Here is a 22,830-nt window from a genome sequence, read left to right as displayed (position 1 = left end):
TTTATGACCGACCTTGAACTGCTTAGAAAGAATATCGAACAGTACATCCAGATTACAGACGCGGAATTTGATCAGTTTACTGTTAATTTTCATCACAGGAAGATAAAGAAAAAAGCATTTCTTCTGCGGGAAAACGACACCTGCAAATATGAGGCTTTTGTAACCAAAGGCTGTTTCCGTATTTATTATTCTGACGAAAAAGGCGATGCCCAGATCCTGTACTTCGCGGTAGAAGGCTGGTGGGCAACAGATATAGACAGTTTTATTAACCAGAAGCCCTCTATCCTGAATATTGAGGCATTGGAAGACAGTGAAGTACTCCTCATCAATAAGCCGGATAAAGACTTCCTGTACGAAACGCTCCCCAAAGTAGAAAAGATGTTCCGGATCATGAACCAGAAATCACTGGTTACCTTTCAACGCAGGGTCATTTCTTCATTAGGCAAAACTGCCGATAAGCGTTACCTGGAATTTATAGAAAAATATCCGGACCTCGAACAACGCCTCAACCAGCAACAGCTGGCCGCCTATCTCGGTATATCACACGAATTTTTAAGTAAAATCAGGAAGAAGCTGTCCGGCAAATAGTGCATTTTTTGAACTAGTTCAAATTCCAGGAAATAGAAGCCCGCTACTTTTATGGCCTAAAAACAAGGATATGAAAAAAGCATTATTGATTATTGATGTACAGAATGATTATTTTGATGGCGGAAAACATGCCTTGGTAAATGCTGCGGAAGCTGGCAAACAGGCACAGCTGGTATTACAAACTGCAAGAAAACAGCATATGCCGGTTGTTCATATACAACACTTGGCCACTAACGAAGGCGCAGTTTTTTTCCTTCCCAACACCAACGGCGCTGACATACATCACTGTGTAAGTCCCGACCCGGATGAAAAGGTAATCATCAAAAACTATCCGAATAGCTTCCGGGAAACAGCACTGCTGGCATATCTGCAGCAAAACGGTATTACCAGTCTCGTTATTTGTGGCATGATGACGGATGTGTGCGTGGATGCCACCGTACGGGCAGCAATGGACCTCGGTTTCACCTGTATTGTTATCGGTGATGCCTGTGCTACCCGGAACCGTGAGCTGTATGGTAAAACAATAAAGGCCGAAGCAATAAACAGTGCTTACCTCGCCGGAATGACCGCCCTTAATGGCCTCTATGCAAATGTAATTACAGCGGCGGAGTTCATGGAGCTGTAGTACATCTCCCTGATTCCATCCTTTTGACTACAACAATGAGTACTTTGGCTACATCTGTTTTGTGATTGCTGCGGACCTTTGCATCAACAACAAAACAATTATATGAACATCGTACTTACAGGTTCGTTAGGGAACATTGGAAAACCGCTCGCACAGGATTTAGTGCAAAAAGGACATATGGTTACTGTTATCAGCAGCAATGCCGAAAGACAAAAAGACATTGAGGCATTAGGTGCAAAAGCGGCTATCGGCAGCATAAAAGACGCTGATTTTCTGTCAGTCACTTTCAAGGGAGCAGATATCGTGTATGTTATGGAAACACTCGACGCTGCCGGCGGCTTCTTTGATCAGGACGTTGACTTCATCGCTACCATTAACCAGATTGGCCATAATTACAAACAAGCTATCCTGCAATCGGGCGTAAAGCGTGTGGTGCATCTCAGCAGTGTTGGCGCGCATATGGACAAAGACAACGGCATACTTATCTTTCATCACAATGTAGAAAACATATTAAAGCAACTGCCGGATGATGTTTCTATTAAATTTATGCGCCCTGTTGGCTTTTACACCAATATGTTTTCGTTTGTACGCACCATAAAAACACAAGGCGCTATCATACAAAATTACGGAGGCGCCAACAAAGAACCCTGGGTTTCACCTTTAGACATCGCAGATGTTATTGCTGAAGAAATGGAGCAACCTTTTGAAGGGAGGCAAATCCGTTATATCGCAAGCGACGAATTTTCGCCGGATGAAGCTGCTTATTTTCTTGGTCAGGCAATCGGGAAGCCTGATCTGAAATGGCTGGTCATCCCTGATGAACAGTTGCTGGGCAGTTGGCTGTCGGCAGGAATGAACCCGCAAATTGCGAAAGGATTTGTAGAAATGCAGGCCGGTATGGGTAGAGGTATGCTGTATGAAGACTATTACCGGAATAAACCAGTACTGGGAAAAGTTAAACTTACTGATTTTGTAAAGGAGTTTGCGGCGGTTTATAATCAATAGCAAAATGACTATCTTTAATTATTAAAAAATAAAACCATTAAGGAATTAAGGAAATCCTGGTTCCTTAATGGTTTAATATATTATGGCAGGTACAAAAACATACCGGATTAAAACAATCAGCGAATTTCATCAACTCCGGAATTTGCCAAAACCTGAGCACCCGCTAATCAGTGTGATAGATTATGCTACGATGCCGCATCCAGAAAACAGCGGGATAAACTGGATTTGCGACTTCTACTCTATCTCTGTAAAACGGGGCTTGAGCGGCAAGGTAGTGTATGGACAACAGGAATATGATTTCGATGAAGGTGTCATGTTTTTTATTTCACCCAACCAGGTTTTCAGGCTTGAAGTTAATCCGAACCTAACGGCAAAACGCTCAGGTTGGATGCTGCTGATCCACCCCGATTTCTTATGGAATACTCCTTTGGCCAAAACCATTAAGCAATATGAATATTTTGATTATTCTGTAAACGAAGCGTTGCTGCTTTCCGAAAAAGAAGAAATAGTTATCAATAACATCTTTCAAAACATTCAGCAGGAATATCATTCCAATATTGATAATTTCAGCCAGCAAATCATTATCCCGCAAATAGAAACGTTATTCAACTACGCTGAAAGGTTCTATCATCGCCAGTTCATTACAAGAAAAATTACCAATCACAAAATTCTAAACCGTTTGGAAGAATTGCTGACAGATTATTTCAGCAGTGATAACCTGATGGAAAAAGGGTTACCTACTGTTCAATATGTAGCCGGTACATTAAACGTGTCACCTAAATATTTAAGCAGTTTATTAAAGGTACTGACAGGGCAAACGGCACAGCAACACATTCATGAAAAGCTGATTGAAAAAGCCAAAGAGAAATTATCCACTACCGATTTATCAGTAAGCGAGATTGCTTATGAATTAGGCTTTGAACATTCGCAATCATTCAGCAAATTGTTTAAAAGCAAAACCAATCTTTCACCTTTGGAGTTCAGGCAGTCATTCGGCTAATGGAATTCCTCCGTTGCTATCACTCCGCGCGGAACTTTACTTCATTGGCCCAATGTGCTTTCCAATCGGGATGAAACGCCCTCGCATTCAATTTTGATACGCTCCTCTCCTTTGCCAGCTCCATGCAGCTGCCGGGCGCGCCGTTATCGTTTACCCTGAATGATAGCTTAATTGCCTGTCTTTTGTCAATGGCCGCCTTTACTTCCGGCAACTCCGACCATGGAATAGCACACTCTGTGATCAGCGTATTGCCCTCTCTGCGCACCGCTAGCTTCCCATTTCTTACCGGTCCTTCCCCTTCCGACCGTGGCTGTCGCGGAAAAAAGTGTTTACGGTTCAAGCCCGGCGCCAGCAACCGCCATATTTCAGTGCCACCGCCATATTCCGGCGACACCTGGTTGAGCGCATATTCGTAATCAGTACATTTATACCCGGTGTAACGCGGCATGGTACCTGGTGGATAAGCCAGCATCCCGTCTTTTCCTTCAGGCAGTACATTAAATGCCAGCAACACATTATCGTAAGCATATCCCAGGCCGGAATTATCCGGTGTTACCGGGTTTTTACGGTAGGTATAATGCCGCACTCCCGAAGGCCAAATCAGTGGAAACTTCACTTCTTTATTCACCAGCGATAACACAACACCAGCCGGCAATTGCGGCGGCACACCTACTATATAATACCCTGCCTTGCCATATACGTTTCTCCAGTTGCCACGGGTATCGAAATCTTCTTTTACAAAAAAACCGGCAGCAGCAGTAGGTGCATCGAATAACAACGCTGCCAGTTTGGGTGTATACCACCAGCCGTTGCTATGCAATACAATCCTCACTTTTCCGGAAAGCTGCAATACCTCCCAGGCGCCATTCCAGAGGTTGTTGATGTTGCGTTGCAACAAACGGCTGCCGTTACTGTATACTTCCAGTACTACGCCCGGCACACGCAACGCAGGCAGGTACAATGCCACCTGCGTGAGTGAATCCAATTGCAGGTCTACACCGAATGAATTGGTATTATCGCTGCTTTCCAGGTAATGCAGGATACGGCCATCACCGCCAGGGAGCTGCAATGCCGCTTCTCCTTCTGCAGGCGCATTGCCTTCTTTGCTGATCAGCGCCTCCTGCATATCCATGGCATAGGCGGTATCGGGATAAAAGAACTCATCGTCCGGGCGCTGTTCAAAACGGTAAGTGCCCGGATGCGGCGTGCTGTCCGCTGTTTTGGCGGCAAAATAAAAGTATTGGTCGTCGTATGCGAAATAGCCATTGGCATAGCCATTTGCACGGGTGTCAAAATTCTTGAAAGGATACCAGGCGGCTTCCGTTAAACTAACCTCCGCAACGCCCTGGCTGCTTACCGTTTGGGGCAATGCCGTTTTCCAGTCGTCCAGCTGGCCATCAACGTGTATGCTTAACCGTGAAATCAGGTTCACATGCATATCTTCATCATGCACTGCCATGCCATCTGCACCGGCATCAAAATGAACCGACAGCGGATAGGTATTGTTCACGGAAGTGTTTCCCCCCTTGATCTTTACAGGAATGGTAATGGTTTCATGCGGCGCCAGCTTCACCGTAGCGGGAGCTTCAATATCCAGATCTCCCAAAGTTATTTGCAAACGCCCCTGCACCGGACGGTTCAGAATATTGGTCACCTGGAGCGGCATAAGTGGTGATTGTTCAATACGTGCAGTCATATCTTCTGCGATGATTTCCACCGGCTCATAACCTTCTATGCGCGCGGTTTTCAGCGCCGCCAGCATAGCGGCAAACGAGCCTTTAGATCCGTTTGTCCGGAGATAGTATCCCTGGCTGTTCAGCGGAATTTCTAGTTTACCACCTGCCGGTAAGATAGGGTTACCGTAAAAATCGAATAACTGAAAGGCAGCAGGCAGGATCATCTTCCCCCCCGTTAAAGGTTCATAGATAACCGGCTTCCCGGATACCCGAAACTTTTCAGCAGCAGCGGTTTGCGCCAGTCCGCGTACTTCCCGGAAGAGCACCCGTTCCGGACCAAACGCCTCGCCTATATCGCCACATATCACTACGGTGCCATCGTCGGGATTTTTTTTAAGCCCGTCAAACACCATCACCCAGGGCAGTCCTTTGGTAAACAACAGCTGCTTAAAATCCCGCTCTCCTACCAGGTGCTGCACGGCGCCCAGCGCGGCGGCCTGCGACCAGGTATCGGGAATACGCGTAATTTCCTTTACCCCGGCAGGCGTATTTATTTTACGGGTGAAATGTTCACTGCCCCGGCCACCGGTATACATATATCCTGCGTAAATACCCATAGAACGGTCGTAGCCAGCAGAACGGCTGGTAGCTACGGTGAGGCCTATACGATCATCGGTATTGCCCACCCAGCTTTCGGTATCCCAGATCTTCACACGACCGTGCGGCGATTTACGGTTCACCCATTCCGGATAAATAGCGGGCGACTCCAGGCCCTGGTAGTGGATCGAGCAGAAATCGAAGATAGGCAGGAACGTCATTTTACCATCTGCAAAAAGTTTATCCCAGGCATTGGAATTAGAATCGCCGCCACCTACCAGCACGTCTGCTCCTCTTTTACGGGCATCCAGTACGGCCTGGGCCATTACCGTATATATTTCCCGGTAACGCGGAATATCCGATTGCCAGCCGGAAATAGACAAGCCTTCCCAGGGTTCGTTCCACAAGGATACAGCTGTTACCGGTCCTTTAGGCCAGCCATATTGCACGCAAAGCCGGTGTACAAATTCCTGGAAATCCTTATCGGACGAAGGCATCCACACCATGTCCTGTTTTGTTTTTTTCATCACAGCAGCAGTGTCAAGAAATGAACGGGGTCTGCCCAGTGGCTGCTCTGCCGATCCCGCTCCAAACATCAGCAACACGGTGATATTCTTCTCCCTGTACTCTTTTAATTTACGGTCAATCGCTTCCATTTTTGCCGTATAGTCTTTGGCGGTAGTGGGCGTATAGTCTACCCCCATGCGAATGGCCTGCACGCCCACCCGCTGCAGGAAATCAGCGCCCATATCATCAAGCGATTGCTTTGGATACTGTATCCGTTGCGGATTTGCGGCAAAGGTGCGTACCAGGCTGGTAATAAATCTTCGGCCATATTTGCCGAGATCCATCACCAGCGCATAACCACCAAAACGCGGAGGAATTACCGGAAGATGCTCGATGTTGACATATCCCTTCGGGGAAATATTTACCTTCACCGGCGTAGTGCTGACAATGGCAAATTTCACCATCTCCGGCTGCCATATGTCACCCGGACGGCCCTTGGTCCCATAGCTGATCAATTCTATTTTTCCTTCTACAGTTATAGGTTCGCTGAGCTGGTTTACCACCTGTATCGTATAGGCAGGCTGTTCTCCGGGCCACAACACATTGGTGGTGCTGGAAGCCTTCACCAGCATTACATCATAGTTATAATGCCGTTGGTTATTTCGTACGCCCATTACCGTTTCATAATTCACCCATTCTTCCGGTGCTTTCATCTGGGCCATAGCACTCACCGCGCTGATGAGTATCAGCACCGGCATCCATATATATTTCATCTGTTATTGCTTTATAAATTTACGCTGACCGATCATCTGACCAGTACCGGCGTCTGAAATCACCAGTATATAGGCACTCTGCGGTAAACTGCTTACATCTATCTTCCACGGTCCGCTACTTTTTCCTGGTATTGTTTTCACCATTTTTCCGGAGAGATCGTAAATACTGACCATACATGTTTTGGGCTTTGTTAGCCGGATGTCTACATTCAAAACATTCACTACCGGGTTAGGATATACGTTTAATCCCGAAGACAGTGTTACCAGTTTACCGGTGGCCAGGGAGCTGCTGCTATCCATGGTTGCCGGCGGCGTCCAGAGATATAACACTACCTTGTTGGCGTTGTAATCATCTTTGGTGATCATGTACTCGCCGGTAGACCGGTGATAGGCTTTGATACCATATTGTGAATCCACATCGTTGCCTACATATACGTTGGGGTTGCTGCTGTTCATGGTAAGCGCCAATGCGCCGGTGGTAAGATCAAAAACATCGATATCGGGAATTGCATAGTAGCCGACAAAAAGATAATTTCCTGCGGCCGACATTGACTTAGCCTGGGCGCGGCTCAGCGTAATAACGGTGTCGGGCGTACGATTTCCGGCTACCCATCCATGATATACTTCTATGCGGTTGCCGATCAGCGTCCAGTCGGTGCTGCCGCCGGCCAGCACCATCACATCACTGGCAGGGATGTATTGCAGCTGGTTTAACCGGGCGATGGTAGCGGGTGTAGGTGTGGATATCACCGGTCCCCAGATAGGCTTGCCGTTGCTGGCAAAACCCGTTAACGGGTAATGCTGGATCGCATTTGTTTTATCCTGGGAGATCCAGATATCACCTAAAGAATCAAGACAAAATCCATTCCTCACCTTGGAGATGGTATCGCCGGGTATAGCGATGTATCCATCTGTAGCAGGATTGAAATAGTATGTGTAAAACACGTCTGCGTTCTGGTTATTGGCCACCAGGATCCGGTGGCCGCCTACATTGGCCAGGTGGCCAAAATGTTCGCCCCTGCCACGGTCGCTCATCTGTATCCGCGCATCCCAGGGATAGCGGTACGGATCCACGGTATTAGCCACATACGCGCCGCCATCTGTACCGGTATAGGAGTAAATGATATTGCCGCTGTAAAGCAATTCGCCGTCAGTGCCGGCATCAGCGGCGGCACAGCCTTCAAAGTTCAGCGCCTGTAAAGTCCATAACAGTGAATCCGCCGTGCTGTAGCAATGAATATCAGTAGCCCCGTTCCTGCCCAGGTCCCATGTACCTCCCCAGGGATTGTTGAGCACATACAACTTACCGGAAGCATCGCGGCCAATGCCTACTATCCGCGTAAAACGCTTGTCGCCCACAGCTCCGCGGATACCGCCCGTTTCATTGAGGTAACCGCCTAACGCACCAAAAGTTCCACTCAGTACGGGCGTTCCCGTTAGGTTAGTATAAATTTTGATATTCATATCCGGTCCCTGATCGCCTACCAGTAATTGTCCCCTGGCACTATCCGCATATAGAGCAGACGGACGCGCAGTGACGCCAACATTCAACACCGTGCCTGCCACACCGGTGGAGTCGAAACGGCGTATGGTACCGCCACCCAGCTGCACCACCCAAACAGCGCCGGCACTGTCGACCGCAATAGGCCCCGGCGAGGTAACGGCCCATTGTCTTATTAAAACGCCACCGGTGGTAAATACCGCCACGCGGTTGCCGCTGGAATCGCTGACATATACACGTCCACCGGAAACGGCTATACCGCGAACGGCATCGCCGGTACCTGTGCTGGCAGTAAACAACAGGTCGCGCAGCTTAGTGCTGCGATTGTAACGTCCTATTTTACCGCTGTTGGGCGCCTGTTGTGCGGTAAAGATATAAGTGGCATTACCACCAATAGCGCTGCCCTGTGATTCTTTAGTGCCGCCCATACCGCCAATGGTAGCCCCATTCTGATAGATGCCGATATTGCGTCCCTTTTCATCCCATAATGAGGCAGTATACACCACTCCTTCCGGCGACACCCACATGGAACGGGCGCAATTGCCTACATAAGTGGTTACATTGGAAAAAGTATTGCCTACCCAGGTGGTGGTATACTGTGCATAGCAGAAGGCAGCTGTTAACAACAGCCATAACGTGGAAATAATTCTTTTCATCTTTATAAATTTAAGATGTTAGTAGCCATGATTCTGTACCAGCCGCGGGTTACGGCCTATCTCCCTCAGCGGAACAGGCCACAATGCCTGATCTGCGTTAATGCCCAATACTGCTTCTGCCCTGCCGGTACGCACCAAATCGTAAAACCGGTGACCTTCAAAAGCGAGTTCTTTGAACCGCTCGTTTTCTATCGCGAGAGCAAGATTAGTCTCCCCGCCATAGGGAAAGTCGTGTGCACCCGGTGCGGTTAATGGCTCTGCAAAAGCCCTGCGGCGGATGATGTTCAGCGCCTCTGTTGCTTCGGCCGTTTTGCCCAGGTTGTTCAGCGCTTCTGCCCTGACCAGGATGATATCGGCCAGTCGCAACGCAATAATATCCGGCTCTGTACCACTGGTTAAACGGGTATATTTATTTACATACGGCACCGCAGGGCTGGAAGTAGTCAGGCCCAACGCCGCATTCTTCCGGATATCGCCGGTTTCATAAGCGCCAATGATCTTTGCCGTAGGCGTTATCTGGTAACTACCGGGCTGTATGCCCGCAGGAATGCCATTCACCGGCACATATAAACTGAATAAGCCGTTGGCCTGTGAAGAAGAACTTACAAACTGTATTTCGAATATCGCTTCTGTACTGTTTTTGCCGCCGGTGGAGAACATATTGCTGTAGGCCGCAGCGCCGCTTACCAGCGTATATACCGGGCTATTCATTACTTCGAGCGCTTTGGCAGCCGCGGAGTCGTAATTTTTCACGCTCAGGTATGCCTTTGCCAGTAAGGCTTTGGCTGCACCCTGACTGGCCCGTCCCCTGGTAGATGCCGCCGCGGCAAATGTAGCAGGCAAAGTAGTTTCAGCTGCTTTCAAATCTGAAATGATCAGCTGAAAAACACTGTCGACAGGCGACCGTGCAATAGTAAAATCCGCATTAAAAGAAGTATAGGGCTCCAGTACCATTGGCACAGCGCCATAAGCTTTTACCAGGTTGAAATAAAAATACGCCCGCAGAAAATGTGCTTCTCCCAATAACTGTTCCTTCCGCCCGCCTGTAAACAGGCTATCTTTCATGGCAGGCACATGTTTCAGCAAATCATTGGCGCGACCAATACCGGTGTAATTATTCTGCCAGTAGCTTGCCACAATGGCATTATCTACCGGGATACCGTGATTGGTAAACGGACTGTAATTGATCAGTAAAGCGGTGGTGGCGTCGGAGGCGGCATCGAAAGCCACCGGGAACTGCATCGACATACTTTGTATGGCCGGGTAAATGCCTACCGCCGCGCTTTCCGCATCGCTGGCAGTTTGCCAGAAGTTTTCATCTGCAATGGTATACTCCGGCACCTGGTCCAGTACTTTGGTACAGGAAGCAAATGCGAAGAGAAGATATATAAGTCGTAATTTTTTCATAGCGGCTGCTTTTAAAAGTTCACATTTAATCCGAGCAGGAAGGTGCGTGGCTGCGGTTGTACGGCCCAGTCGATACCAAGCTGCGAGTTCTTGACCGACTGGTTCTGCGACTCAGGATCCAGGCCGGAATAGCTGGTGATCAGGAAGAGGTTTTGCGCACTGGCATACACCCGGGCGCTGCTGATCCTTATCTTTTTGAGCAGCTCTGTCCGGAAAGTATATCCCAGCGTAATATTTTTCATCCTGATAAATGATCCGTCTTCCACGAAGCGCTGCGATACTTCACCGTTGGTTAAACTATTGGGCGTGGCAGGGTCGTTGAACACGGCCTTCGGCACATCGGTATTGGGGTTTTCCGGCGTCCAGCGGCTCAGCGTTCGTACGTCGCCGTTATTGTAGCCGCTCATGCGTTCCAGCATGTTGCGCGTTTGGTTGTATACCTTATTGCCGTACGACCAGTACAGGAAGAAGCTCAGGTCCACTCCCTTATAACCAAAAGTATTGGTAAGGCCACCAGTGTAATCCGGTAATGCGTTGCCCAGGATCACACGGTCGGCTGCGGTTATCCTTCCGTCGGCATTGATATCATCATAGATCATGTTCCCAGTTTTTGGATCTACTCCTTTACTGCGATAGCCAAAGAAGGACCCAACGGGCTGGCCCACACGAAAAATACTGGTGGGCAAACTGGTACCAAACGATCCGGGTAGGCTTTCTGTAAAGTCGGAGCTGGAAGGGTCCCCAGCCACTGTTTCAGGCAGACTGGTAATTTTATTCCTGTTGAAATACAGGTTAAAATTAGTGCTCCAGGTAAATTTGCCACGGATGTTGTCTGTATTGATACCTATCTCCAGTCCTTTATTTACCATTTGCCCGATATTGGCGCCATTGGTGCGGTTAAACCCGGAGGTATAGGGAAGGTCCAGTTTAAAGATCAAACGGTTGGTGAGTTTGCGGTAAGCATCTACGGTAACACTGATCCTGCTGTCCCAGAAACTCAGGTCCAGCCCGAGGTTGGTGGCGGTAGTCGCCTCCCAGCTAAGATCCACATTTGATAAAGATGTAGCGGCAATACCGGCTTCCGAACCATAATTATAGCCGGTGGAATAAGTGGCGAGTGCGGGAAAGTCACTTCCAAGTCCTTCATTGTTACCAGTAACGCCGATGCTGACACGCAGCTTCAGCTCATTAATAAAACGCTGCTGTTTCATAAAGGCTTCATTGGTTACCCGCCAGCCGGCAGCCACAGAGGGAAAGAATCCATATTTTTTATTTTCACCGAAGCGTGAAGAACCATCCGTGCGCAGTACTCCTTCCAGCAGATACCGGTCGTCGTAATTATAACTGAGGCGGCCGAAATAAGATACCAGTCCCCATTGCGAGCGGTAATCCAGCGGCGCAGAAAGGGACGTAAAACCGGTGACTGCCTCGATGATATCGGTTGAATTGGTATTGCCGGAAACACTGATCCTTCTCACATTGGCTTCCTGCGCGCTTTGACCGAGGAGGGCCGTTAATTTGTGTTTGCCTTTTAACACCGGTGTGTAGGATAATGTATTTTCATTGACCCATAAGAACTGTGTGAATACAGACACAAAGCCACTCGCGGCAGAACCGTTGTTCACCAGTTTCGACTGGTACCGGTCGTCGGTTACCTGCTGGTTATCGAAGCCAAAACTGGTTTTAAATTTCAGTCCCGGGAGGATGGTGTACTCGCCATATACATTACCGATATAGCTGTTCACGATCGACTGGAACCGCAGGTTATTAGCGATCATCACGGGGTTTGTCCAGCGGCGGTTTTTATCGGCATAGTAAGTGCCGTTAGGATTGTAGATGGGATCGTTGGGATTTTCTATCAATGCCAGCGCCAGTACTGATTGTCCGGAGAAGCTGTTGTCCATGCGGTTGTTGGTAGATCTTACCCCTGTTAAATTTACACCGATCTTTAACTTGTCGGTAGCGGCAAAATCAAAGTTCACGCGGCCGTTGAAACGTTTATAGTGTTGCAGACCTACAATAGTACCTGTTTGATCCAGGTAACCAAGGGATACATAGTGTGATGTTTTTCCTGTGCCCCCGGAGATAGATAAATTATAGTTAGATACCGGCGCCGATCTGAAAATGGCATCCTGCCAGTCGGTGTTACGGCCGGTGTTCACTACCGCAGAATCTACCGGTAGTCCTGCATTAACACGCGATTCCCGGAACAGTTCTACAAACTGTTCGCCGTTCAGCAGCGGCAAACGTTTGGGGATGTCTGCCACGCCGGTATACATGTTGAAATTAAAACGCGACTTACCTTCCGCGCCTCTTTTGGTGGTGATGAGGATAACGCCGTTGGCGCCCCTGGAGCCATAGATAGCTGTGGCGGCGGCATCCTTCAGTATTTCCACCGACTGTATATCGTTGGGGTTAATGTTGTTGGTAGTTGCGATCCTTTGTCCATCACCGGAAACGCCGTATTGGGCGGCAGGAAGATTGCTCATGGGCACACCATCTATCACATACAGCGGGCGGTTTTCACCAAACAAAGAACCGTTACCACGGATACGGATATACGTTTCATCGCCGGGAGCGCCGGAATTCTGCACTACCTGTATGCCTGCTGCCTTTCCCTGCAAAGCGGCGTCCAGGCTGGTTACTGCAACGCCGGTAAGCTCACTGCCTTTGATGGAACTCACGGAAGAAGTCAGGTTCTTTTTTTGCTGGGTGCCATAGCCAATTACCACCAGGTCGTTCAGCGAAGCGCTTTGCAGCTTCAGCACAATGTTGATGAGCGACTGCCCCTTAACATTTACCTCTTTGGATTCAAACCCTACGTACGAACAAACCAGGATGCTGTTATCATCTGGCACGGCAAGGGTGAAGCTACCATGGCTGTCGGTAGTAATACCCAGCGACGTGCCTTTTACCCGGATGCTCACGCCTGGCAGCGGCGATCCTTTCTCGTCTGATATGTTCCCGGATACCGTGATCCGGTCCGGCTCCTTTCCGGCAGGAAGTGAGGTTGTTTTTTTAGTGATCACTACTATCTTATCCGTTATTTCATATTGGAGGGAGAGCTTACCCAGGAAGGATTTCAACACCTGTTCCAGGGGCTGGTCCCTGCATTCGAGCGATACGTTGTTAAATGCTGCTGGCTGATCGCGCCAGATAAAAGAATAGCCTGTTTGTTGCTTTAACAGCACCAGCACTTTTTCCAGTGGCACATTTTTTACGGAAATTGTTACCTGTTGTGCAACCGCGTTCAAATGCAGCAGCAGGATGGTCATAAAGATCCATAGCGGTTTGGCGGGCCATTTCTTTACGGCCGGGAGAGTGCCTGTGGCAAGGAATATCATATTTTTCAGTCGTGGATTTTAAACATTAGCAATCATAAACGTGGAAATTTAGTCAGGTACGCACATAGCTTACCACGCCGGGGGCCCCCGGCAATTGGTTTTCAGCAGATGTGCTTACTACGGATGATCCGTGCAGCAATCAGGTCATGACATATCTGTTTTAAAAGAGTGATTTAATTGGCCTCCTGGTAAGGCATCACGGTAATAGTTCTTCCCTGTGTCTTAAAACGTACGATTTTGGTTAGTTCAAGTGCTTTTAGTAACTGTGATATCTTTGCTGTCCGGGAAACGATGCCGGAGAGCTCAATGCCGGACATATCTCCTTCATACTTTATCTCTATATCATACCATCGCGCTATCTGCCGCATGATGGTGCTGATGTCTGTATTCCTGAAATAAAACTCCCCGTTTTTCCAACCGAGTATTTCTTCCATGTCTGGTTTGTTCACGCTCAGCTCACCGGAAGCGTGATGCAGTACCGCCTGTTCACCGGGATGTAATATTCTGTCCGCGTTTATTTTTACTGCTCCCTGTACCAGCGTGGTTTTCACGGCAGCTTCATCGGCATAGGCCATTACGTTAAACGACGTTCCCAATACCTGCACGTCCATGCCTTTGGCGGTTACGATAAATGGTTTCCTGTCATCTTTGGCGATATCGAAGTATGCTTCTCCCGAAACTTCCACCATTCTTTTATCCTCCGGGAAAGCGGTGGGATAACGGATAGAAGAAGCCGCATTGAGCCAGACATGTGAGCCGTCGGGTAAAATAAGCTGGTACAGGCAGCCGGTGGGTGTTTGCATGGTATTGTATACCAGGCCGGTGTTCTTCTGTGAAAATTGTTTATAGGCCAACTGCCCGTTGGCCAGCTTAATTACCTGTGCGGAGCCCTGTTGGGCGATAGCGCCGTTAGCGGCGCTGTCGAGCGCTATGCGGGTGCCATCTCCCAGGATCAGCATAGGCCGCGCTGTTCCCCGCGGCGATTGCGACGCCTGCGCTATAGTACCAGTCCCTGTTTTTTTACGGTTATTCCACTCCCAACTTACAGCCAACAGTAATAAAAAGATAGCTGCTGCGGCGGCATATTTAAACCAGGGGCGTGCAACAATGGATGGTTTTGTACGATGTAAAACCGGTATGGCTTCACTTTGCCGCGCTTTCATCATCACTTCCAGCGCCATTTCTCCGGCGTCAAAATCTGCGCTTTCAGCATAAGCAGGATCATTAAAAGCCTCCTGCAACAATTGGGAGAGCAACGCCTTATTTTCCGGCTGCAGGGCCATGCTTCTGAACAACCGGATCTCTCCGGCGTTCAGCGTTCCGCTCATGTATCTTTTAAACAGATCTTCAAAAGTAATTTCAGACATATGCTGATACAGATTTAATATCTCCCGTTATAAGGACGGGAAACAAAGAAGGGGTAAGACAGTAAAACTGAAAAATTCATAAAAAATGATTGGAAGCCAGGAACAACAAGGCGAAAACACTTTCGGAATGCCGGCTTAAATACTCCCGGATGCTGCGCAGCGCCCGTACAATATAGGTTTGGGAGCTTACCACAGAAATATTCAGTTTCCGGGAGATCTGCACATGACTTAGCCCGTTAAAACGATGCAACACAAACACGGTCTTTACTTTCTCCGGGAGATGTTCGATGGCCTGCAGCAGGATCTTTTCCAGCTCCTTGTATTCCATACCGGACTGGGCATCGCTGAATGGAGCTTCGGAAAGATGATCGGCCAGGAATTCAATATTATCAGTATGCAGCACCTTTTTCTCCAGGTGGTCCATGATAAGATTGCGGGCACATACATATATAAACGTACCCACTTTTTCCACGCCGGGAAGCTTTGCCCGGTTGTTCCATAATTTGAGAAAGATATCCTGTGAGAGGTCTTTCGCCTGTTCGGGAGAACGTGTCAGGCGTAACGCCGTGCCATATACCTGTGGCCAGTATTGTTTAACGAGAACCTGGAAGCTCCGCTCATCTCCTTTTGCAACGGAGAGCAACAATTCCTGTTCATTAGCGTGGATCACGGATGGTATCGTGTTAATTATAACGGGTAGTGATGCATGAAAATAATACAACCTGTTCTAATTTACAAAACAATACTTCCGGCTTTTGAAAAGTGGCGGCTTTAGGGTAAGCGATCGCTGTTTTAATTATCCTGAAATGACTGCTTAAACGCTACCGGGGTTAAATTCGTTTTCCGCTTGAATAGTTTGTTAAAAGACTGAGGATGCTCAAATCCCAGCTGGTAAGCAATTTCAGCCACCGATAGTTGGGTAGACATCAGGTATTCCTTTGCTTTTTCAATCAGTTTTTCGTGGATATGCTGCTGGGCATTTTGCCCGGTGAGCGAACGTAGCATATCACTCAGGTATCGTGGTGAAACGTTTAGCCGCTCTGCTAAAAACTCAACCGAGGGAAGACCTTTCTGCAATCCTTCTTCTTTATCAAAATAACTATTGAGCAGCTCTTCTATGCCGGTAAGCAGATCGTGATTCACAGATTTGCGGGTAATAAACTGCCGTTTATAGAAACGATTGCTATAGTTAAGCAATACCTCAATGTAGGACACGATGAGGTCCTGGCTAAAAGCATCTATGGCATTATTAAGTTCTTCTTTTATACTCTCGACAACAGTAAAAATCTGCTGTTTTTCTTTGTCGGATAAATGCAGGGCCTCGTTGGTATCATAAGAAAAGAATCCGTACTGTTTAATTTTTTGCCCAATGGGATAGTTCCTGATAAAGTCGGGATGAAAAAGCAATGAAAACCCTTCATATACCGCTTCATTCGGAACGGTGATCAGTTGATTGGGAGCGGTAAACACCATTCCGCCTTCATCGAAATCATAATATCCCTGCCCATATCCCATTTTGCCTTTCTGATTGAGTTTATATGATATCTTGTAAAAATTCAGCAACAAAGCTTCCGGAAGCTGACTGGTATCAACTTTGATACTGGTGTTGTCGAAAAAACCAATCAAAGGATGCACGGGTTTTGGTACCCCCAATAATCTGCTAAGTTCAGAAATGGAATCTATTTTTGCAGGGATATTATTTGACTTCTTCATTTACCAAATTTAAGACTTAATTTCCTAACACACTTTTACCAAGCTCGATGCGGGCCGCTTCCTTACCAATTTCCAGGCGTCTGTTGTATAACGCATTTGCATACTCACCACCCACATAGGTAATTTTGTTTTGCCCGTCGGTAGCCGCTTCATATACTAATCCCGCTATTTCGTCTGCTGTTGAAAAAGCTTCAGGATCGAATAACGCAAACACTTTCTGCATCATGTCCTCGTAAGCCGGGTGACTGCCCATTTCCAGCGACCTGCCTGCAAAATCGGTAACAATACCACCCGGTGCAACGGTTTTGATGCCGATATTATGCAGGCTCAGTTCATAAGATAAAGATTCACTCCAGCCTTCCAGTGCCCATTTGGTGGCATGATAGGTGGAACCCAGCGGGAAGCCCACCAAGCCCCCGATGGAAGTGATCGTAATAAATAAGCCTTGTTTCTTTTCCCTGAAAAAAGGAATAAATGCTTTTGTAACTCTTATAACGCCGAGTAAATTGGTGTTCAGTTGTTTTACAATCTGCTCATCGCTCAATGCGTCCAACGCGCCCATCAGTCCATATCCCGCGTTATTGAGTACCACATCCACATCATATTTTGCGGTAACGTTTTTTACGCAATCGTTGATTTGTTCCGTATTGGTAACGTCGAGCGGCAGCAGGATCACATTTTCCAATTGTGAAAGCTCCGTTTCGTTTTCCGGCTTACGCATGGTGGCGATCACCTGCCATCCCTTGCTTTGAAATAACCTGGCAGTTGCTTTGCCCAGACCTGTTGATGCTCCTGTAATGAAGATCGTTTTCATTTGTCGATGTATTTAATTTTACATCTCAAAGGTCTGATACTATGGAAAGCTATATGTTGCCAAATTGAGTTTTGATGTAGCCGAAATGACGGGCGCCGTTATGCCAACTATTTAAAAGTAACCTTTATCATTTCCGGGATGCCTGGCAAGGTGGTAAATGGATTGGGATTGGGCACCACCGCAATTGGCTTGCTTTCTGTGAGCGGCGTTCCTGCTAAATTGAACTGTGTTACGCCTGCTCCCGGGAACTGATCAACCGCAGTTCCATTGTTATATAAGGTAATAGCGGCGGAAGCATCGCCTTTTTTAAAGGGATCAATGCCATCTGCACCGGTGGCGAAGAACCAGTCGTTAGAGAACCCATACATGGTAGCTATTGCCACTCTGTCGCCTTTTGTAACGGTAATTTCCTGGGAAACATTTCCCCCGGCCAGCTCCCCTATCTTTGGAAGTAATACCGTGGTGTTGGGCGCAGGAAGCACATACACCGATTTAATGCCACTTTTTGTTTTTAATGAAGCGGCGAGTATATTCGCATTCCCTTGCTGGGCCAGTTCTTTCAATCCTTCGTTCCGGTCATTCTCTCCCACTTTAAACAACGGATCTTCTATTCCGTTATACACCACTACCAGCACCGGAGACAACGGTGTAAATATACCGGTGATGCTGCTTATATACGTTTTCAGCGGCATGTTATTCCCCGCTTCTGCGATGGAGGTTAAACCATTGGCAGAGGACATTCCTTTAACATACAGCGGGGACGGATTGAGTAAATTGCCGCCTGCGATATAGGATATGGCCCATACACCAGGACTTAAAGGCGTTTCGTTAGTCGTTCCTGCCGAAGTATTCCGGAGGGTCAGGGTAAACTCTGAGTTCCCGTTATATTTCAGGGTTGCTTTTACCAGTTTGGAAGCAGGGAGATAGGTATTTCCCTGGGCATCGGTACCACTGACTTCCGAGATGTTTTTATTTTCAGCAGTTCCCGGATGGACTACACCAGCACCTGGCGCCTGGTTTATACGGGTGCCATTATCCCATAGTTTTACCTGTGAAGAAACGTCGCCTTCAATAGGTTTTCCGTCCTGGTCATATACCAGTATCCCTGGATTTTCCGGTGCAAAAAATAAATCGTTGGATGCGCCATACATCGTTGCAAAGGTGATGGCCTCACCTTTGGCGGCAGAAAATGTGATGGCAGCGGATTGGCCCGGTAAAATCAGCGCCGGTGTTCCGGTTCCCTGGAAGGCGCCGGATTCTACCAGGGGCCGGGAATCTAAAACGTTTTCAATGGTGATGGTTGTTTTATCACTCGCACCATCCGGACCATCTGAATGATCTTTCTTACAGGCAGGCAATGCCAGGGGTATCAGCGCAGCAGCCACCCAGGGGGCAATTCTTTTTATGTGTTTCATGTTGTATGGTCTTTCCTGCTTTGTCGGAAAGCCGGTTTATTCCTTACAGTCTTTTCTATCTTTTTAAAGCAATTCTTTTTGTAAGGACCGGCGGGTTCATACGACTAAAGCAAAAAATCTACAGATCATATGAAAACAAACATTAAAAAACACAACTACTTCAGCGTAGCCAGCTGGAAGAATGCCTGCGTTGTGTTCGCCGTGATGGGTCTTTTAAATTCAGGTGATACTGCGATGGCGGGCACCACAACTGTAAAAGACACGGTAAAAATGGTGGCAGGTGTTCCTGTAAAACCGGAAGACATCAGTCCCCTGCTGATAGGCGAACCCATACCCATGCTGCAACTGCCCACCTCTTCAGGGAAACGTTTTGACTTGAATAAGTCGGTGGCAGAAAAGCCGGCCATCCTCGTTTTTTATCGTGGGGGTTGGTGCCCCTACTGCTCAAAACAACTGTCGGGGTTGCAGGAAATTGAGCAGGACCTTGTAAATATGGGGTACCAGGTGATTGCTGTCAGCACGGACAGCCCGGAAAATCTTAATAAAACATTGAACAAACAAAAACTGACTTATACGCTTTTATCAGATGCAGACCTGGACGCTGCCAAAAAATTCGGGATTGCTTTTAAAGGACCCCGGGACTATGATTCATTTTTTGGGGAAACTTCCGGAGGTAAAAACGTGAACAAATTATTGCCGGTACCATCCGTTTTTATTATCAGCAGGAAAGGCACCATTCTTTTTGAATATATCAACCCGGATATTACCCAACGGGTAAGCGCTTCCTTGTTAAAAGCGGCTGCCGGAGCCCTGCGTGAGGAGATATAAATGCTATCTCAGTTTATCATCTATGCTCTTTTGCAGTTCCTGTTTGAATTTATCATCCAGCTTCCGTTCAGCCTGGCCAGCTGAATGGAAGAAATTGTGTACCATTTGATTGATGATGATGCTTTGCTGCTGGAATGTTTTGCAGATGGAACAACCTGCCAGGTGGATTCTCAGTTCCAGTTTCTCACGGAGCGTAATGCGGCCTATCTGCTGCTTCTCAATCAGGAAAGTGGCTTTCCGGCAGTTATAGGCGATCTTTTTTAATTCATTCATAGCGGTTGATTAAATCCAGTTTTTTTGAAGACAGGCGCGAAGATTTACTTTTGCCCGGTGTATGATCACCCAAAAATTTGATGCAGATACTTTTAAGGTATTGCAGATGGTTTCGGTAGATTCATCATCCATATGCTTCATCGTAAAAACCGAAAGCCATAACACCGGCAGCTTCTTCATGCATAGCTGCAGTATCCGCTGAAACTCTTTATTTTCCAGCGCATCAGGCCGTTCAATCCCTAATTCTCTTGGCCGGTGCTGATCATTCCAGTGCCCGTCGATGGCATCGAAAAAATCCTGGTGTTCCTGTTCAGCATCGCTGAGGTTAGCGCGTTTGGCGAAGGCGGAGGAGTTTTTGCGATAAACATCTATCACCTTGAATTTTAAAATGGCGGTAAGCCAGGTCCGCTCTGTGCTTCTGCCTTCAAATGTATCAACCTTTTCCAGGGCAGCAAGGAAGGTTTCCTGTACCAGGTCTCTCGCTTGTTCTTCATCATTAATGCGTGTAACGGCATACGTATACAGGTAATCCGCATACTTATTCACCCACGAATGCGGATCGAGTGTGTTGCCGCCGGCAATGATACCTTTGTTCTGATCTCTTTGCATATATGAATTTACGAATATATTTTTTTCCGGTTTCCCGGTAGCGGGTATTAGTCGGAGAAGACGGAAAAACCTTACAGGATTTTTTCTTTTATTTTAGAACCTCCTCTATAAATTACACTAACCATTACTTTCTTATCATTTTTTGCCCTAGTTTGCGAAATAATCCAGCCTTAAAAAATAATTGTCGTCTAACCAAACATATACTGAAAAGGAGCTGCTTTTGCGCATTGCTGAGGGGGACGAAACTGCTTTTGCAGCTTTATTTAACCTTTACTCCACACCATTGGCTTTACTCGCTTTACGCATGCTCCACAGTGAGCCGGCCAAACAGGAGGTGTTACAGGAAGTTTTTATTAAGATATGGCTGAACAGGGACCGGCTAAGAGACGTACAGCTCCCGGGGCCCTGGCTGAGAAAAATCACCATTCATGAATGTTTGCAATACCTCCGCAAAACATCCTTGTATAATACCAAGCTGGGCGACCTTCACCAGGAAGACGCCAGCTTCAACCACGCATTGAGTAGCATTTCGGTGAAAGAAATACAATATGCGGTGAAACGCGCGCTCCAGGTAATGTCCCCACAGCGCAGAACCATTTATGAGCTGAGCCGGGAAAAAGGGCTGAGCACAAAAGAAATCGCCGCTCATCTCGGCCTTTCAGACGGATATGTACGCAATGCCATCAGCGCTGCCCTTCAAACCATCCGCAGTTTTCTGCCAGACTCCGCCCGCTTGCCCGCCATTATTATTTTTTTACTTTTTTTCAGAAAGTGATAGTGACAAGTCTTTCTTTCCCGCATCTTATTATATATAGCGCATGGAAAATACACGCATATATTACCTGGCAGGTCAATACCTGGATAAAAGCCTGAGCGACGCCGAGCAGGTGGAGTTTCAGCAGCTGTTACAGGCCCCTGATCACCAGGAGGCATTACAGGCAGCCTTTGATGAGCTGGCAGGCGAGCTGGATATGAACGCCACGCAGGACGAGGCACTGTTGCCTTTATTGCAGCGGGCCTTAAACAGCGACAAGCCCGCGCGCCGCATTCACTTCCTGCCTCGCCGGAGTTGGGCAGCGGCTTCCATCATCCTGCTGGTCCTGGCCGCAGGCGCCTATTTCTGGCTTGCCCATAAAAAAAATACGCCGCCAGCTGCTATGGCTGCTAAGCCCACAGACATTGCCCCCGGCAGGGAGGGCGCCATCCTTACCCTGGCCGATGGCTCCCGGGTAACGCTGGATAGTCTCCACAACGGCGTGATCGCGAAACAGAACGGCACGCAGCTGGTACTGGCAAACGGGCAACTGGCCTACGATCCAGCAGGAGCGTCCAACGGGGAAATCGTATTCAATACGATGTCTACTCCAAAAGGCCGGCAATTCCGGGTCACTTTACCGGATGGCACGCAGGTGTGGCTGAATGCAGCCAGTTCAATACGCTACCCTACGCTGTTTTCAGGTGAAGAAAGAAAAGTAGCAATTACCGGCGAAGCCTATTTTGAAGTAGCGAAAAATGCGGACATGCCCTTCCGGGTGAGCGTGAACAATAAAGTGGAAATAGAAGTGCTGGGCACACATTTTAACGTGAATGCTTACGAAAATGAACAAACGATTGCCACTACCCTGCTGGAAGGATCGGTACGTGTGGCGGGCTTCGCCAACGGGAGCCAACCGGGCAACGTAGTGCTCCGGCCAGGCCAGCAGGCGCAAATCGGAAACGCCGCGAAAACGGGCATTCGGGTGATTGAAAATGCCAACACCGATAAAGTGATGGCCTGGAAAAATGGCATCTTCTATTTTGATGGAGTGAGCTTCGCGGAAATCATGCGCCAGATGGAGCGATGGTATGATATCGAAGTCGTGTATGAAAAAGGCATTCCGGATATTGAGTTTGAAGGGGAAATGACCAAAGACGTTTCGTTAAACGGCCTGCTGGTGATGCTTGGCAGAGCTGGTATACATTTCCGCCTGGAAGGCAGGAAGCTGATTGTGCAATAATACCTTTATTATAAAAACCGTCACAGCGCTAACTGTGACGGTGGATGAATTTAATTAGTCAAAAAAACGGTCTACCAACCACTTTTATTAACAACCAAATCTGCTGCAAATCTATGCAAAAAAAATGCTATTGCC

Annotated in this window: 18 protein-coding genes; 7 read left to right on the top strand and 11 right to left on the bottom strand. The window is 47.7% G+C overall.

The genetic code is table 11. The features are described from left to right. Positions 1–3: 3 nt before the first annotated feature. From QFZ48_RS25360 to QFZ48_RS25345, 4 genes are all read left to right on the top strand, one after another. The gene (locus tag QFZ48_RS25360) at positions 4–588 is read left to right on the top strand and encodes a Crp/Fnr family transcriptional regulator (RefSeq protein WP_429048432.1); all 585 of its coding nucleotides are present in this window, start codon (positions 4–6) and stop codon (positions 586–588) included. 70 nt (positions 589–658) lie between these two features. Next, the gene (locus tag QFZ48_RS25355) at positions 659–1,213 is read left to right on the top strand and encodes a cysteine hydrolase family protein (protein WP_429048434.1); all 555 of its coding nucleotides are present in this window, start codon (positions 659–661) and stop codon (positions 1,211–1,213) included. 102 nt (positions 1,214–1,315) lie between these two features. Beyond that, positions 1,316–2,218 (top strand): NAD(P)H-binding protein, encoded by a 903-nt coding sequence (locus QFZ48_RS25350; protein WP_429064342.1) that lies wholly within the window; start codon positions 1,316–1,318, stop codon positions 2,216–2,218. An 82-nt stretch (positions 2,219–2,300) separates the two neighbouring features. Next, positions 2,301–3,218 (top strand): AraC family transcriptional regulator, encoded by a 918-nt coding sequence (locus tag QFZ48_RS25345; RefSeq protein ID WP_429064339.1) that lies wholly within the window; start codon positions 2,301–2,303, stop codon positions 3,216–3,218. 19 nt (positions 3,219–3,237) lie between these two features. Here the strand turns inward: QFZ48_RS25345 and QFZ48_RS25340 are convergent, their stop codons facing one another. From QFZ48_RS25340 to QFZ48_RS25300, 9 genes are all read right to left on the bottom strand, one after another. Then, positions 3,238–6,771: a hypothetical protein gene (locus tag QFZ48_RS25340; RefSeq protein ID WP_429064338.1), complete on the bottom strand. Its 3,534-nt coding sequence runs from the start codon at positions 6,769–6,771 to the stop codon at positions 3,238–3,240. A gap of 3 nt (positions 6,772–6,774) precedes the next feature. Continuing rightward, a complete protein-coding gene (locus QFZ48_RS25335; RefSeq protein WP_429064335.1) occupies positions 6,775–8,928 on the bottom strand; it encodes a T9SS type A sorting domain-containing protein in 2,154 nt (717 codons plus the stop codon). Positions 8,929–8,946: 18 nt separating this feature from the next. Next, positions 8,947–10,335, bottom strand: a complete 1,389-nt coding sequence (locus tag QFZ48_RS25330; protein ID WP_429064333.1) for a RagB/SusD family nutrient uptake outer membrane protein — start codon at positions 10,333–10,335, stop codon at positions 8,947–8,949. Between the two features lie 11 nt (positions 10,336–10,346). Further along, positions 10,347–13,679, bottom strand: coding sequence for a SusC/RagA family TonB-linked outer membrane protein (locus QFZ48_RS25325; RefSeq protein WP_429064331.1), 3,333 nt, complete (start codon positions 13,677–13,679; stop codon positions 10,347–10,349). Positions 13,680–13,852: 173 nt separating this feature from the next. Beyond that, entirely contained in the window at positions 13,853–15,046 is a 1,194-nt protein-coding gene (locus QFZ48_RS25320; RefSeq protein WP_429048448.1) for a FecR family protein, read from the bottom strand. A 76-nt stretch (positions 15,047–15,122) separates the two neighbouring features. Next, positions 15,123–15,716, bottom strand: a complete 594-nt coding sequence (locus QFZ48_RS25315; protein WP_429064330.1) for an RNA polymerase sigma factor — start codon at positions 15,714–15,716, stop codon at positions 15,123–15,125. Positions 15,717–15,838: 122 nt separating this feature from the next. Further along, the gene (locus QFZ48_RS25310) at positions 15,839–16,759 is read right to left on the bottom strand and encodes a helix-turn-helix domain-containing protein (RefSeq protein ID WP_429048451.1); all 921 of its coding nucleotides are present in this window, start codon (positions 16,757–16,759) and stop codon (positions 15,839–15,841) included. 16 nt (positions 16,760–16,775) lie between these two features. Next, on the bottom strand, positions 16,776–17,573 hold the full coding sequence (locus QFZ48_RS25305) for an SDR family oxidoreductase (protein ID WP_429048453.1): 798 nt from the start codon (positions 17,571–17,573) through the stop codon (positions 16,776–16,778). 107 nt (positions 17,574–17,680) lie between these two features. Beyond that, entirely contained in the window at positions 17,681–18,988 is a 1,308-nt protein-coding gene (locus QFZ48_RS25300) for a spondin domain-containing protein (protein WP_429064327.1), read from the bottom strand. A gap of 129 nt (positions 18,989–19,117) precedes the next feature. Between QFZ48_RS25300 and QFZ48_RS25295 the strand changes: the two genes are divergently transcribed. Then, entirely contained in the window at positions 19,118–19,816 is a 699-nt protein-coding gene (locus tag QFZ48_RS25295) for a peroxiredoxin-like family protein (protein WP_429064325.1), read from the top strand. 3 nt (positions 19,817–19,819) lie between these two features. Here the strand turns inward: QFZ48_RS25295 and QFZ48_RS25290 are convergent, their stop codons facing one another. Further along, the gene (locus tag QFZ48_RS25290; protein ID WP_429048457.1) at positions 19,820–20,089 is read right to left on the bottom strand and encodes a hypothetical protein; all 270 of its coding nucleotides are present in this window, start codon (positions 20,087–20,089) and stop codon (positions 19,820–19,822) included. 9 nt (positions 20,090–20,098) lie between these two features. After that, positions 20,099–20,698, bottom strand: coding sequence for a sigma-70 family RNA polymerase sigma factor (locus tag QFZ48_RS25285; RefSeq protein ID WP_429048459.1), 600 nt, complete (start codon positions 20,696–20,698; stop codon positions 20,099–20,101). Positions 20,699–20,918: 220 nt separating this feature from the next. On the opposite strand from QFZ48_RS25285, the gene QFZ48_RS25280 reads away from it, so the two are divergent. Both QFZ48_RS25280 and QFZ48_RS25275 read left to right on the top strand, forming a co-directional pair. Continuing rightward, positions 20,919–21,473, top strand: a complete 555-nt coding sequence (locus tag QFZ48_RS25280) for an RNA polymerase sigma factor (RefSeq protein WP_370910661.1) — start codon at positions 20,919–20,921, stop codon at positions 21,471–21,473. A 43-nt stretch (positions 21,474–21,516) separates the two neighbouring features. After that, positions 21,517–22,695: a FecR family protein gene (locus tag QFZ48_RS25275; protein ID WP_429064324.1), complete on the top strand. Its 1,179-nt coding sequence runs from the start codon at positions 21,517–21,519 to the stop codon at positions 22,693–22,695. Positions 22,696–22,830 lie beyond the last annotated feature (135 nt).

The organism is Chitinophaga sp. W2I13 (assembly GCF_050434005.1).
Taxonomy (GTDB): Bacteria; Bacteroidota; Bacteroidia; order Chitinophagales; family Chitinophagaceae; genus Chitinophaga.
The sequence above is the reverse complement of the archived record's forward strand: the minus strand, read 5'-3'. Positions and strand labels throughout refer to the sequence as shown.